Source organism: Pseudomonas sp. FSO-7, from assembly GCF_059579345.1.
Genome location: NZ_CM184193.1, coordinates 588339 through 602772, shown reverse-complemented (window position 1 = coordinate 602772; position 14434 = coordinate 588339). Strand labels below are relative to the sequence as shown.

Below are 14434 nucleotides of genomic sequence, written 5' to 3'. Positions count from 1 at the left end.
GAACCCGTGTGGGAGCGAGCTTGCTCGCGATGGCGCCCTTCCAGACGCCAGCAAAACTCAACTTTCCGCGATCAACCAATCCATCTGCCACCCGCCTTGGGTCTGCCCCAGCTTTTTCGACAGCCACGGCAGCAGTTCACGCAACTCTTCTTCCAGCCCCCACGGCGGATTGGCAATCGCCAGGCCGGAGCCGTTCAGGCTGTTGGGCGTCGCCAGCGGGTGCACCAGCAGCTCCACGCGCAACAGCTTCGGCGCGCCAGTGCCGGCCAGGTCCTGGTAGAAGCGGCGCAACATCCGCTGGTCCTTCACCGGGTACCAGATGGCCGCCACCGTCTGGCGCATCCGACCAATGGCCTCCTTGAGCGAGGCGGCGCAGCGCTGCATCTCGTCAAGCTGCTCGAAGGGGGGATCGATCAGCATCAACGCACGCTTTTCCGCCACCGGCAGCAACGCCCGCGGCACATGCCAGCCCTCCCCCAGGTGCACCGCCACGCGACGGTCGCCCTTCATGTTGTCCTTGAGCAACACGCCGTCTTCAGGGTGCTTTTCGTTGAGCAGCACACGGTCCTGGGGTCGAGTCAGGCGCCGCGCCAGCTCCGGCGAGCCCGGGTAGTAGCGCAGTTGCCCGTCCGGGTTCATCTCATGCAGCACCTTCATGTAATCGGCGGTCAACGCCGGCAGGTCGCCCTCGCCCCACAACCGCGCAATGCCTTCCAGGTACTCACCGGTACGGTTGGCCTGGTCACCCTGCAAGTCGTACAGCCCGATGCCCGCGTGGGTGTCGAGGTAGGCGAAGGGTTGCTCCTTGCGCGACATCAACGCGATGAGGCGGGTCAAGGTCAGGTGTTTGAACACGTCGGCGTGATTGCCGGCGTGGAAGGCGTGGCGATAATTCATGGCGGCTCCTGCGAAGGGCGACGAGTTTACCTTGAAGCGCGTCGGACGTCAGGGGTTGGCAGCCCGGCGGACACGCCACGATCAGCCCAGCTCCCGCAGCAAGTGCGCCAGCAAGGGCGCCTTTGGCGCGGCAACCGGCTTCGATCGCTGAAGAAAGTGAGCAATCTTGCGCCGCAGGATGCGGTGGTCGAGCCGCTCGCACAGATCCGGATGTTCTTCGCCCAGCCACGTGAGCAAGTTATCCAACAGACAGTCCGTCGGCGCCTCGGTCATGGCGTCGAGCAGCGCCACCGGCACTTCCCACCAAGGAAAAATCCGCGCCGGCCGCTGGACGTTTCCCACGAACTCAAAGGATTGACCGTTGATCAGGCAACGATTGATGACCGGTAGGAGTGCCCCGACATCCACCGCCGTCGATTGCAGGATCGGTCCCATGAACCGCCCATCCCAAAAACGCAGGAAAACCGCCTTGCCACCCGGCAGCAGCACCTGGGTGAGCCCACGCAAATGCTCGGCAAGGGCTTCCTGGCTGGCGGACGACACCGCCAACCATCCCCAATCGAGCGAATCGGCGGCCGCTATCCAATCAAGAAACTCACTGCCTGCTCGAACAAGCCCTACATAGGGCATGACCGCTTCCCACTCGGCGTACGGCGTGTCGGCCCAGATCAGCGTGGGTGTCGCGGCCATCGAACGCCGCCAGGCAGACAACGCCCCGGCGCTGCTGGCGTTGCTGAAAATGGCGAACAGTTGCTCGGACGCCTGCAACGGATGGTTCTCAAGCCAAGCGTGGGGTGTTTGACCGCTGTTCATGGGCGCTCCTGGACATCGACAGGTTTGTGAATGGCCAAGGGGACGCAGACGCCGTTTCTGCAACGTTCACACTCTTCGCAGAACGGCGCCGAGCCTTGGAAGCTGAGCATCTGCGCCAGGGAAAGCCGAGGCGCCGCCACTGGGACCCGCTTCCCGACACTGCCCGGTGAACCCGCTGCCGCCCCCATCACCGCCATCGGCGCCCCACCGACCTCGATTGGCACGCTACTGAAAATCCCGCCGGCGCCCATGTTGATCCAATGACCGCCAGCCTGCAGGGTCACACTGGCGCCAGCCTCCAGGACCACTTGCTGGCCGGCACTGACATGAAATTGCTGACTGGCGTTCAGCACCTGGCTGGTCACGCGAACATGCCGCTCGCCGCTGACCAGCAAATGATCGTCCTGGCGGACTTCAGCCTGGCGCCGGCCATGGGTAACGCGCTGCTCATCGGCCTTGAGTTCGTGCCGCGCCGTGCCGGTGACAACGATGCTGCGCTCGTGATCGACCTGCACCCGCTGGTCATGCAGCACATGCTGGGTCCAGTTTCGCTGGGCCCGCAGGTAGATCTCCTCGGCCCCCTTGCGGTCCTCGATGCGCAATTCGTTGTAGCCTCCCCCACCGGGACTGCTCTGGCTGCGCCAAATGCTGCGGGTCTTGTCCGCCGGCAGGTCCAACGGCACCGGGTTGGCGCCATTGGGCAGGCAACCCACCACCAATGGCTTGTCCACGTCGCCATCGATGAACCCCACCAGGACTTCCATGCCGACCCGGGGAATCATCACTGCGCCATAGTGATCATGGGCCCATCCCGCGGCCACTCGCAGCCAGCAACTGGAATGCTCGTCGCCCTGGCCATCGCGATCCCAGGCCAGTTGCACCTTGACCCGCCCGAATTCATCGCAATGGATCTCGCTGTCCGCCGGCCCGGTCACCACCGCTGACTGATAACCGTGGGCGCGAGGTTTTTCGTGATGCTGGGGCGGTCGAAAGAAGACGTCCCATGGCGTGGCGAGAAAGGTGTTTTTATAACCCTGGCATTCATCCGGGCCGGCGGAAGCTGTTTCTTCCAGCACTTGGGGTTGGCGGCCATGATGATCGATCTGGGTCAGGAGCCAGAGATCGTTCCACTGCTCCCGGGGGTGCCCCTTGATGCGCATGAAGTGTCCGCTGACGAAAGTGCTGTCATCGCTGCCGCCCTGCGCCACGCGCTGATCGGCGCCGTGGCGCTCAAGGGCATGCCGGGTCAGGCGCTTGCCGTCGTCACGGTCGCAGAACCCACCGGGGTAGCGATAGTCCTCGAGCACAGGGAGCTGCCGATTGTCGAGGTGGGTTTGCAGCAACAGGCCGGGCTTGCGGAAGTCGTAGTCGCGCAACGTCACGGCCGTGGTGCGGGTCTGGAGTCGCACCGCCAAGCGCTTGATGGCCGGCGCATCGGCAGCCATGCCGCTGTCCGGCAGGTACAGCGTCGATTCGGGCAGGCGGGGGAACCCGGTCTGATCGTCACCGAACACCAGCAGATGGCCGTCGGGGCGATGCTGAAAGTGATAGTGGATACCGACTTCGGCACAGATCCGCTCGATGAACGCCAGGTCGCTTTCGCCGTACTGCACACAGTATTCACGCTCGGGGTAGCGCCCACCGAGGGTGAACTGGAAGGCGCCCTCCAGGATCCCATGCTCCTTCAACACCCGGGCGACGATATCGGGCACGCTCAAGTGCTGGAAAATCCGCTGGTTGATGCGGTGGCGCAAGTAGGCCAGGCGCGGCACCAGGCAGACCTGGTAACGGGTCAGGCGCTTGCCCGAATCGCCTTGGGCCACGCTGTAGACCTGACCATGTATGCCCCCTCCCCGGCCATCGAACCGCAGGAATGCCTGGCGATGCAGGAGTTCTTCCAGCGCCAGGTCGCAGCGCTCGCTGACCAGTTCCACATCAAAGCGATAGGGCTGGCTGATGGTTTCCTGGCCCTTGAACTCAAGCACCTTGAGTTCATTCGGCCCGCTGTCGAGCGTCAGGGTGAAACGCGGTGGGTTGGCAGGCGGGAACATCCGATGTGCCTCTGCTGAAGGGAGGCGGGCGATTCTGCACGAGCACTAGGGGACGTGTATTGATGACCAGGAAAAAACAGATTTGCCCTACAACCAAGAAGCTAAAAACTGCAAAGCGTGATGCGTTTTCCGATAGACATTCGAAGCATCGCGGCCAACCGTAACCGTCCTACACATGAATCAGCCGTTTCTTGCAACGTGGTCGATCTCTGGGCGGTGGTGGGCGTGATAACGTGCCCAGGTCGCAAAAGAAAGCAAAGGACGCATGGCATGACGACACGCTACGCAAAAATCGCAATGACCCTGGCACTTGCCGCATTCGCCTTCCTGACCGTGTTCAACAACATCACGGACTATCGCTCCAACTTCAATTTCGTCCAGCACGTACTCAGCATGGACACCACCTTTCCCAACAATGCCGCCCGGTATCGCGCCATCGATCAACCCTGGATGTGGCATGGCGCGTATTGGCTGATCATCCTCGGCGAGGCGCTGACGGCGGGGCTTCTGGGCTACGGCGCGCTGAAACTGTGGCAGGTGCGCAAGGCCGAAGCCCAGGTGTTCGCCCGCGCCAAGCGCTGGACCATCATCGGTTTGACGGTGGGCTTCTTCGTCTGGTTCTTTGGTTTCATGGTGGTTGGCGGCGAATGGTTCCTGATGTGGCAATCAGAAATCTGGAATGGCCAGGACGCTGCGTTCAGGTTCTATATGGCGATTTTGGGCGTGTTGATCTTTCTCAATCAGCCTGACACCGAGGTGAAGTGATGTGCGTCCTTTGAAGATCCAGTGTGGGAGCGAGCCTGCTCGCGATAGCGGCGTATCAGCTTGCCTGGATGCTGAATGTGACACCTCATCGCGAGCAGGCTCGCTCCCACAGGCAACAGGCGCGCTCGATAAATTCCGCGCATAAAAAACGGCCCGTTTCCATTGGAGACGGGCCGTTTTTATGTTCTTCAAGCGCGCCGTCAAGGCCGCGCTGAAGGCCTTACTGGTTCAGACGAAAATCTTTTTCCGCCGCGTCGAAGCGCTGCAGCATACCCGCGGTAGGCGAGCCCATCTTGCTGACAAAGTAGATGGCCAGGCTGGCGAAGATGAAGCCTGGGATGATTTCGTACAGGCCCAGCAACGCGAAATGCTTCCAGACGATCACGGTGATCGCACCTACCAGAATGCCGGCGAGCGCGCCATTGCGGGTCATGTTTTTCCAGATCACAGAGATCAGGACAACCGGGCCGAACGCGGCACCGAAACCGGCCCAGGCGTAGCTCACCAGACCCAGAACGCGGTTTTCCGGGTTAGCGGCCAGGGCAATGGCGACCAACGCCACCAGCAGCACCATGGCGCGGCCGACCCAGACCAGTTCCAGCTGGGAAGCGCTCTTGCGCAGGAAGGTCTTGTAGAAGTCCTCGGTCAGGGCACTGGAGCACACCAGCAACTGACAGCTCAGGGTACTCATCACCGCTGCCAGGATGGCCGACAGCAGCACACCCGCAATCCACGGATTGAACAACAGCTTCGCCAGCTCAATGAACACGCGCTCAGGGTTTTCGGTCACGGGACCAGCCACATCAGGGTGCGCCGAGAAGTAGGCAATACCGAAGAAGCCGACAGCCACGGTGCCGCCCAGGCACAGGATCATCCAAGTCATGGAAATGCGACGGGCATTGGCGATCGACTTGACCGAGTCCGCCGCCATGAAGCGCGCCAGGATGTGCGGTTGGCCGAAGTAGCCCAAGCCCCAGCCCATCAGCGAGATGATGCCGATGAAGGTGGTGTTTTTCAGCATGTCGAAGGACGAAGGGTCTTTCGCTTCGATGGCCAGGAACGTGGTGTCCACGCCACCGGTGGCCAGCAGCACGATGATCGGCGTGAGGATCAGCGCGAAGATCATCAGGGTGGCTTGCACGGTGTCGGTCCAGCTCACGGCCAGGAAACCACCGACGAAGGTGTAGGCGATGGTCGCCGCGGCACCGGCCCACAGCGCGGTCTCGTAGGACATGCCGAAGGTGCTTTCGAACAGACGGGCGCCGGCCACGATGCCGGAAGCGCAGTAGATGGTGAAGAACACCAGAATCACCACCGCAGAGATGATCCGCAGCAGGCCGCTCTTGTCTTCGAAACGGCTGGAGAAGTAATCCGGCAGCGTCAGGGCGTCACCGTTGTGCTCGGTCTGCACCCGCAGGCGACCGGCCACGAACAGCCAGTTCAGGTAGGCGCCGACGATCAGGCCGATGGCGATCCAGCTTTCCGACAGGCCGGACATGTAGATGGCACCCGGCAAACCCATCAACAACCAGCCGCTCATGTCCGAAGCACCGGCGGACAATGCCGTGACCACGCTGCCCAGGCTGCGACCGCCCAGGATGTAATCGGAAAGGTTATTGGTGGAGCGGTAAGCCATCAGGCCGATCAGGACCATGGCTGCGATGTAGATCACAAAAGTGATCAAGGTGGGATTACTAACACTCATGAGTTACGCCCTGGCTTTGTTTTTATGGTGCGGTGGCAGTTGAAAGCGCCGACAACGCAGACGTTGTAGCGACGATTTGCAATCCCGCGAATTTATGACTGATGTTTCCCCAGGAAAGCCATCAGCCGATGCCCCTCGGTTTGGAACCGGTTGCACCTTGGCCGCGAATGCTATTCAACAAATCAAATAAGGTGCAACCAGTTTCGTTCGAATAAGTTGCACCTGATCGGTTTTATCGCAAAATCGCCGCTTTTTGCTCCCTTTTAGTGCAGTCAAAGGGGCATCGCTAGAAGCTCAAGCACTAAGCCGGTGCAGGATTGACGGGGGCACGCTGGCTTCCGGATGAGCTGCCTGTCATTTCAGGAAAAAAAGGGTTGCACCCGGTTGCACCTCAATCATCGCGCAGCTAATCTTGCCGCCAGCTGATGCCACGCCATACGTGGTAAACATGAGGATAAAAATATGGCTACCACCACCCTTGGGGTCAAACTCGATGACCCGACCCGCGAACGCCTCAAGGCGGCCGCAACCTCGATTGATCGCACGCCGCACTGGCTGATCAAGCAGGCAATTTTCAATTACCTGGAAAAACTCGAGGGTGGTGCAACCCTGACCGAGCTGAACGGTTCACCCCGCGCCGACAGCGAGGACGCTGGTGATGTGCAGGTCGACCACGCTCACCAATGCTTCCTCGAATTTGCCGAGAGCATCCTGCCGCAATCGGTCCTGCGCGCCTCCATTACCGCCGCTTACCGTCGCCCTGAGCCGGAAGTGGTGCCGATGCTGATCGAGCAGGCCCGCCTGCCGGTGGAAATGGCCGAAGCCACCAACAAGTTGGCGGCTTCGATTGCGGAAAAACTGCGTAACCAGAAAAGTGCCGGCGGCCGTGCCGGTATCGTTCAGGGCTTGCTGCAGGAGTTTTCCCTGTCGTCCCAGGAAGGCGTAGCCCTGATGTGCCTGGCCGAGGCGCTGCTGCGTATCCCGGACAAAGGCACTCGTGATGCGCTGATCCGCGACAAGATCAGTACCGGCAACTGGCAGCCGCACCTGGGCAACAGCCCGTCACTGTTCGTCAACGCCGCCACTTGGGGCCTGCTGCTGACCGGCAAGCTGGTCGCCACCCATAACGAAGCGGGCCTGACCTCCTCCCTGAGCCGCATCATCGGCAAGAGCGGCGAGCCGATGATCCGCAAGGGCGTCGACATGGCCATGCGCCTGATGGGCGAACAGTTCGTCACCGGCGAAACCATCGCCGAAGCCCTGGCCAACGCGAGCAAGTTCGAAGCCAAGGGTTTCCGCTATTCCTACGACATGCTGGGTGAAGCCGCACTCACCGAACATGACGCCCAGAAGTACCTGGCCTCGTACGAACAAGCCATTCACTCGATCGGCAAAGCGTCCCATGGCCGTGGGATTTATGAAGGCCCGGGCATTTCCATCAAGCTCTCGGCCTTGCACCCGCGCTACAGCCGCGCCCAGTACGAGCGCGTCATGGACGAGCTGTACCCGCGCCTGCTGTCGCTGACCCTGCTGGCCAAGCAATACGACATCGGCCTGAACATCGACGCCGAGGAAGCCGACCGCCTCGAACTGTCCCTGGACCTGCTGGAACGCCTGTGCTTCGAGCCGCAACTGACCGGCTGGAACGGCATCGGCTTCGTGATCCAGGCCTACCAGAAGCGCTGCCCGTACGTGATCGACTACGTCATCGACCTGGCCCGTCGCAGCCGCCACCGCCTGATGATCCGCCTGGTAAAAGGCGCGTACTGGGACAGCGAGATCAAGCGCGCCCAGGTCGAAGGCCTGGAAGGCTATCCGGTCTACACCCGCAAGGTGTACACCGACGTGTCCTACATCGCTTGCGCCCGCAAACTACTGTCGGTGCCGGAAGTCATCTACCCACAGTTCGCTACGCACAACGCCCATACCCTGTCGGCCATTTATCACATCGCCGGTCAGAACTATTACCCGGGCCAGTACGAATTCCAGTGCCTGCATGGCATGGGTGAACCGCTGTACGAACAAGTTGTAGGCAAGGTCTCCGAAGGCAAGCTGAACCGTCCGTGCCGTGTGTACGCCCCTGTGGGCACCCACGAAACACTGCTGGCCTACCTCGTACGCCGCTTGCTGGAAAACGGCGCGAACACCTCGTTCGTCAACCGCATCGCCGACCAGTCGATTTCCATCCAGGAGCTGGTGGCCGATCCAGTGGCCAGCATCGAGCAGATGGCCACCCTGGAAGGCGGTTTCGGCCTGCCGCACCCGCGCATCCCGCTGCCGCGCGACCTGTACGGCAGCGACCGCGCCAACTCCAGCGGCATCGACCTGGCCAACGAGCATCGCCTGGCGTCGCTGTCCTGCGCCCTGCTGGCCACCGCCCATAACGATTGGAAAGCCGTGCCGATGCTCGGTTGCGCCGCCAGCGAAGAAACCCCGGCCGCAGTGCTGAACCCGTCCGATCACCGCGATGTGGTCGGCCATGTGCAGGAAGCCACCGTTACCGACGTCGACAACGCCATCCAGTGCGCCCTCAACGCCGCACCGATCTGGCAGGCCACACCACCGGCCGAGCGCGCCGCGATCCTGGAACGTGCCGCTGACCTGATGGAAGGCGAGATCCAGCCGCTGATGGGCCTGCTGGCCCGCGAAGCCGGCAAGACCTTCGCCAACGCCATTGCCGAAGTCCGTGAAGCCGTGGATTTCCTGCGTTACTACGCGGTGCAGGCGCGCAACGATTTCACCAATGACGCCCACCGCCCTCTGGGCCCGGTGGTCTGCATCAGCCCGTGGAACTTCCCGCTGGCGATTTTCAGCGGCCAGGTCGCCGCCGCATTGGCCGCCGGCAACCCGGTACTGGCCAAGCCCGCCGAGCAGACGCCGCTGGTGGCTGCCCAGGCGGTGCGCCTGATGCTCGAGGCGGGCATTCCGGAAGGCGTCCTGCAACTGCTGCCGGGTCGCGGCGAAACCGTCGGCGCCCGCCTGGTGGGTGACGAGCGGGTCAAAGGCGTGATGTTCACCGGTTCCACCGAGGTCGCCCGCCTGCTGCAACGCAACATCGCCGGACGCCTGGACAACCAGGGCCGCCCGATCCCACTGATCGCCGAGACCGGCGGCCAGAACGCCATGATCGTCGACTCCTCGGCCCTGACCGAACAAGTGGTCATCGATGTGGTGTCGTCGGCCTTCGACAGCGCCGGCCAGCGTTGCTCAGCCCTGCGGGTCCTGTGCCTGCAAGAAGATTCCGCCGACCGCGTCATCGAAATGCTCAAGGGTGCCATGGCCGAATCGCGCCTCGGCAATCCTGAGCGCCTGTCCGTGGACATCGGCCCGGTGATCGACGCCGAAGCCAAGGCCGGCATCGAGAAACACATCCAGGCCATGCGCGACAAGGGACGCACTGTCTACCAGATGGCAATCGCCGACAGTGACGAATGCAAGCGCGGCACCTTCGTGATGCCGACCTTGATCGAGCTGGAAAGCTTCGATGAACTGCAGCGCGAGATCTTTGGCCCGGTGCTGCACGTGGTGCGCTACAAGCGCAAGGAACTGGATCAGTTGATCAACCAGATCAACGCTTCCGGCTACGGCCTGACCCTGGGCGTACACACGCGCATCGACGAGACCATCGCCAAGGTCATCGACAACGTGCATGCCGGCAACGTCTACGTGAACCGCAACATTGTCGGTGCCGTGGTCGGTGTGCAGCCGTTTGGTGGCGAAGGCCTGTCGGGCACCGGTCCCAAGGCCGGTGGTCCGCTGTACCTGTACCGCCTGTTGTCGACACGTCCTACCGACGCGATCCAGCAATCCTTCGTCCGTGGCGATGCCCTGGCGGCACCGGACCTGCGTTTGCGCGAGGCCATGGGTAAACCGCTGGCGGCGTTGCAAGCCTGGGCCGACAGCCAGAAACTCGCCGAACTGAGCGCCCTGTGCGTGCAGTTCGCGGCCCAGTCGCAAAGCGGTATTACCCGCCAGTTGACCGGCCCGACCGGCGAACGCAACAGCTATGCCATCCTGCCGCGCGAGCACGTGCTGTGCCTGGCCGACGTGGAAGGCGACCTGCTGACGCAACTGGCCGCCGTACTGGCCGTGGGCGGCTCGGCCGTGTGGCCGGAAACCGACACCAGCAAGGCCTTGTTCGCACGCTTGCCGAAAGAGCTTCAGGCACGCATCCAGCGGGTTACCGACTGGACCAAGGACGATGTGCTGTTCGACGCGGTCCTGCACCACGGCGATTCGGACCAACTGCGCAGCGTTTGCCAGCAGGTGGCCAAACGCGCTGGCGCCATCGTTGGGGTCCACGGTTTGTCCCAAGGCGAAACCAGCGTGGCGCTGGAGCGCCTGGTGATCGAGCGGGCCTTGAGCGTCAACACCGCCGCGGCGGGTGGTAACGCCAGCCTGATGACCATCGGCTAAGCGACACCGCTGAGCATCTGCAATGGATGCTCAGCCCACCGCCCCTGTGGGAGCGAGCTTGCTCGCGATAGCGGCCTGACAGCCAACATCTTTGTTGCATGTGAGATAGCTATCGCGAGCAAGCTCGCTCCCACAGTTGATTAGCGTCACCCTCGCTCCTCCATCACCCAAATCAATCATCCTGTTCAGCCTCCATTCCCACGCCTAGACTCGGCCCATTCCAAAAAAAGGTAGGCCGCCATGTCCGAGACGTTGCTCAGTTCCCGCAATCTGGCTTTCGAGCTGTATGAAGTCCTCGATGCCGAGGGCCTGACCCAGCGCGAGCGGTTTGCCGAACACAATCGCGAAACCTTCGACGCAGCCCTCGGCACGGCCCGCAGCATCGCCGAGAAATTTTTCGCGCCCCACAACCGCAAGAATGATGAAAACGAACCGCGCTACGAGAACGGCCAGGCGATCCTGATTCCCGAGGTCAAGCCGGCGGTGGATGCCTTTCTGGAGGCCGGTTTTCTCAATGCCGCGCGCAGCTTCGACGCCGGCGGCATGCAGTTGCCGACGTTGCTGTCCCAGGCCTGCTTCGCGCATTTCCAGGCGGCCAACGCCGCCTCGACCTCCTATCCGTTCCTGACCATGGGCGCGGCGAACCTGATCGAAAGCTTCGGCAGCGACGAGCAGAAGCAACGTTTCCTGCAACCGATGATCGACGGCCGCTTCTTCGGCACCATGGCGCTGACCGAGCCCCATGCAGGTTCTTCGCTGTCGGATATTCGGACACGCGCAGAGCCGGCTTCCGACGGTACCTATCGACTCAAGGGCAACAAGATCTTCATCTCCGGCGGCGATCACCCGCTGTCGGAAAACATCGTGCACATGGTCCTGGCGAAATTGCCGGACGCCCCGCCGGGGGTGAAGGGCATTTCGCTGTTTATCGTGCCCAAGTTCCTGGTCAACGACGACGGCAGCCTCGGCCCGCGGAACGACGTGCTGCTGGCCGGGCTGTTTCACAAGATGGGCTGGCGCGGTACCACGTCTACCGCGCTGAACTTCGGCGACAACGGCGAATGTGTCGGTTACCTCGTAGGCAAACCGCACCACGGCCTGAGCTACATGTTCCAGATGATGAACGAGGCGCGGATCGGCGTCGGCATGGGTGCGGTGATGCTGGGTTACGCCGGCTACCTGTATTCCCTTGAGTACGCTCGCGAACGCCCACAGGGCCGAGTGCCCGACAGCAAGGACCCGACCACCGCCCCCGTGGCGATCATCCAGCACGCCGACGTGCGCCGCATGCTGTTGACCCAGAAGGCCTACGTCGAGGGTTCGTTTGACCTGGGCTTGTACGCGGCCCGGCTGTTCGATGACACCACCACCCTGGACAGCGAAGCCGAGCGTCGGCGCGCCCATGAACTGCTGGACCTGCTGACCCCCATCGTCAAGTCCTGGCCCTCGGAGTTCTGCCTGAAAGCCAATGAGCTGGCGATCCAGATTCTCGGCGGCCACGGCTACACCCGCGAATACCCGGTGGAGCAGTATTACCGCGACAACCGCCTGAACCCGATCCATGAAGGCACCCACGGCATCCAGTCCCTGGACCTGCTGGGGCGCAAGCTGGCGCAGAACGGCGGCGCCGGACTCAAGCAGTTGATCCGCCTGGTGGCCGACACCACTGAACGGGCCCAGGCGCACCCATCATTGACGCCCTTGCGTCAGCCGCTGGAAGCGTTGGTGGCACGCCTGCAAACCGTCACCCTCGGCCTGCTGACGGACCTGGCTCAGGGCAAGGTCAACAGCAGCCTCGCCAACTCGGCGCTGTACCTGAAGGTGTTCGGGCACATGGTGATTGGCTGGCGCTGGCTGGAACAGGCGATTAGGGCCGAGGAAGGGCTGGCCAAGGGCAATGCCGCGGACAGCGATTTCTATAACGGCAAGCTGCAAGCGGCGCGCTACTTCCTGACCTGGGAAGTGCCGGGGTGCCACCATGAGCTGGCGATTCTTGAGGCGCGGGATGATACGTGCCTGGGGATGCGGGATGAGTGGTTCTGATTCGGGTCCTGTGGTGGGGCTGACATCAAATCGCGAGCAGGCTCGCTCCCACAGGGGACAGGTGGTGAATGCAGATTTCGTGCTCACCGATATCTAACTGTGGGAGCGGGCTTGCTCGCGAAGGCGGTGGATCAGGCAAATCATTTGCGACTGAAATACCGCTTTCGCGAGCAAGCCCGCTCCCACAATGAGATCACCATCAACCCTTGGTCCTTAGGTTTCAGGCCTGCTGGATCGTCTTGGCAATCACCTCGACCGTGGCGCTGACTTGCTCTTGGTAACGGTCGAGTTCCGCCTGATGGCTCTTCTGCATTTCGATCTGTTGCGAACACAGGTTCATGGCCGCCAACACCAGCAGGCGATCACCGATCAGCGTCGGGTATTTCCTTTTCGTGTCGGCCAGTGCGGCCTTGAGCATTGAAGCGGCGTCCAACAGGGCCTGTTCCTGCCCGGCTGGCGCTTTGATTGAATAGTCTTCTCCCAGGATCGAGATGACCGTCACCCCATCGGTGCCGTGCGTCATGCGCTGACAGGACCGGCGCTGGCGCGCTCGATCAGGGCCTGGATGCGGGCGGCGGTGGCGCCGTGCAGTTCTTCCTGTTCCATCAGGCTCAGTTGCAGGCTTTCGTTTTCATCCTTGGCCTTGGCAAGTTCCGCGCTCAGGGTTTCGTTCAGGCCGGTGAGGTGCAGGTTCTGTTGCACCAGGTCGTTGACCAGTTGCTCCAGTTGGCTGAGGGATGTTTCCAACATATTGATTTCCAGGCTTTTCCAAGGGGCGCGTACGATAAAGAAAAGTCACCGCCGATGCCACGCTTTACAAAGGTGACGGTGCTTGGCTCGCGAGCTGTAGAGACTGCGATTCAAGCATCTGGTTCCTACCCTTCGTCGCGTGGCAGGCGTTGCCCTGCGACAAAAGCCCACAGCACCTCAAGACTTCAGGCGTATGACCGATAAGTGAGGGAACAGCAGTCTCAGCCCCGCACGGACGCCTCTTCTTTCGGTACTTTCCATGTCCCTACGTAATATGAACATCGCGCCGCGGGCGTTCCTGGGGTTTGCCTTGATTGGCGCCCTGATGCTGGCCCTTGGGGTGCTTGCCCTGAGTCAGATGAGCAAAATTCGGGTGTCCGGCGACAACATCGCCCAAAACAGCGTACCCAGTATCAAGGCCCTGAACGAGTTTACCCAGCTCACCCTGCGTCTGCGCGTGTTGTCCTATCGCCTGCTGACCAACCGCGAAGCGGATACTCAGCAGAAAACCATGGATCTGCTCGAACAACGCAACCAACAAGTCCGCGCCGCACAGACGGCCTATGAAAAACTCATCAGTGCCCCGGATGAACGGGCGGCGTATGACCAGTACGTCCAATTGCTCAATCAGTACCGCCAGCTCGAAGAGCGGATGAAAACCCTGTCGCGCAACAAGCAGGTCACGGAACTGCAGGCGCTGCTCAACACCGAGCTGATGAGCAATTCGGACGCTATCAACGTAGTGCTCGCTCGTTTGACGGACATCAACAACCTGCAAGCCGAAGCCTTTAATAAAGCCGCGGCGCAACAGTATTCGACTGCTTTCAATTGGGTCATCACGCTGCTGGTCATCGCCACCGGCCTGACCCTGCTGTTCGCCTGGCTGCTGACCAACAGCATCACCAAGCCGATTGCCAACGCGCTGGATGCCGCCGAAGAAATCGCCAAAGGCAACCTGACCCGGCCGATCACGATCGATGGCAACGACGAAGCC

General features: G+C 61.8%; 9 protein-coding genes and 1 pseudogene. 4 read left to right on the top strand and 6 right to left on the bottom strand.

Translation table 11 applies throughout. From position 1 onward, the window contains the following. Nucleotides 1-57 precede the first annotated feature (57 nt). The 3 genes from AC515T_RS02610 to AC515T_RS02600 form a co-directional block, all read right to left on the bottom strand. Nucleotides 58-897 carry a 23S rRNA (adenine(2030)-N(6))-methyltransferase RlmJ gene (locus tag AC515T_RS02610; RefSeq protein ID WP_496531329.1) on the bottom strand — a complete coding sequence of 280 codons (840 nt, stop codon included), beginning with the start codon at nucleotides 895-897 and terminating at the stop codon, nucleotides 58-60. An 81-nt stretch (nucleotides 898-978) separates the two neighbouring features. After that, on the bottom strand, nucleotides 979-1710 hold the full coding sequence (locus AC515T_RS02605; RefSeq protein ID WP_496531328.1) for a DUF4123 domain-containing protein: 732 nt from the start codon (nucleotides 1708-1710) through the stop codon (nucleotides 979-981). Beyond that, entirely contained in the window at nucleotides 1707-3761 is a 2055-nt protein-coding gene (locus tag AC515T_RS02600) for a type VI secretion system Vgr family protein (protein WP_496531327.1), read from the bottom strand. Before AC515T_RS02600 ends, AC515T_RS02605 begins: the two co-directional genes overlap by 4 nt. Nucleotides 3762-4031: 270 nt before the next feature. Here AC515T_RS02600 and AC515T_RS02595 point away from each other — a divergent pair, with 270 nt between their 5' ends. Then, complete coding sequence (locus AC515T_RS02595) at nucleotides 4032-4526, top strand: DUF2165 family protein (protein WP_496531326.1); 495 nt, start codon at nucleotides 4032-4034, stop codon at nucleotides 4524-4526. Nucleotides 4527-4746: 220 nt separating this feature from the next. Here the strand turns inward: AC515T_RS02595 and putP are convergent, their stop codons facing one another. Continuing rightward, on the bottom strand, nucleotides 4747-6231 hold the full coding sequence (gene putP / locus AC515T_RS02590; RefSeq protein WP_072407207.1) for a sodium/proline symporter PutP: 1485 nt from the start codon (nucleotides 6229-6231) through the stop codon (nucleotides 4747-4749). A 462-nt stretch (nucleotides 6232-6693) separates the two neighbouring features. Here putP and putA point away from each other — a divergent pair, with 462 nt between their 5' ends. Together putA and AC515T_RS02580 are read left to right on the top strand one after the other, a co-directional pair. Next, nucleotides 6694-10647 carry a trifunctional transcriptional regulator/proline dehydrogenase/L-glutamate gamma-semialdehyde dehydrogenase gene (putA, locus tag AC515T_RS02585; RefSeq protein WP_496531325.1) on the top strand — a complete coding sequence of 1318 codons (3954 nt, stop codon included), beginning with the start codon at nucleotides 6694-6696 and terminating at the stop codon, nucleotides 10645-10647. 240 nt (nucleotides 10648-10887) lie between these two features. Then, nucleotides 10888-12690: an acyl-CoA dehydrogenase gene (locus tag AC515T_RS02580; protein ID WP_496531324.1), complete on the top strand. Its 1803-nt coding sequence runs from the start codon at nucleotides 10888-10890 to the stop codon at nucleotides 12688-12690. A 220-nt stretch (nucleotides 12691-12910) separates the two neighbouring features. Here AC515T_RS02580 and AC515T_RS02575 read toward each other — a convergent pair whose 3' ends face one another. Further along, the gene (locus AC515T_RS02575) at nucleotides 12911-13213 is read right to left on the bottom strand and encodes a cell division protein ZapA (RefSeq protein ID WP_496531323.1); all 303 of its coding nucleotides are present in this window, start codon (nucleotides 13211-13213) and stop codon (nucleotides 12911-12913) included. Then, entirely contained in the window at nucleotides 13210-13440 is a 231-nt protein-coding gene (locus AC515T_RS02570; protein ID WP_496531322.1) for a hypothetical protein, read from the bottom strand. The genes AC515T_RS02575 and AC515T_RS02570 overlap by 4 nt, the downstream gene beginning before the upstream one ends. Before the next feature lie 259 nt (nucleotides 13441-13699). Here AC515T_RS02570 and AC515T_RS02565 point away from each other — a divergent pair. After that, nucleotides 13700-14422 (top strand): annotated as a pseudogene (locus AC515T_RS02565) (MCP four helix bundle domain-containing protein); the annotation flags it as partial. Between the last annotated feature and the right edge of the window lie 12 nt (nucleotides 14423-14434).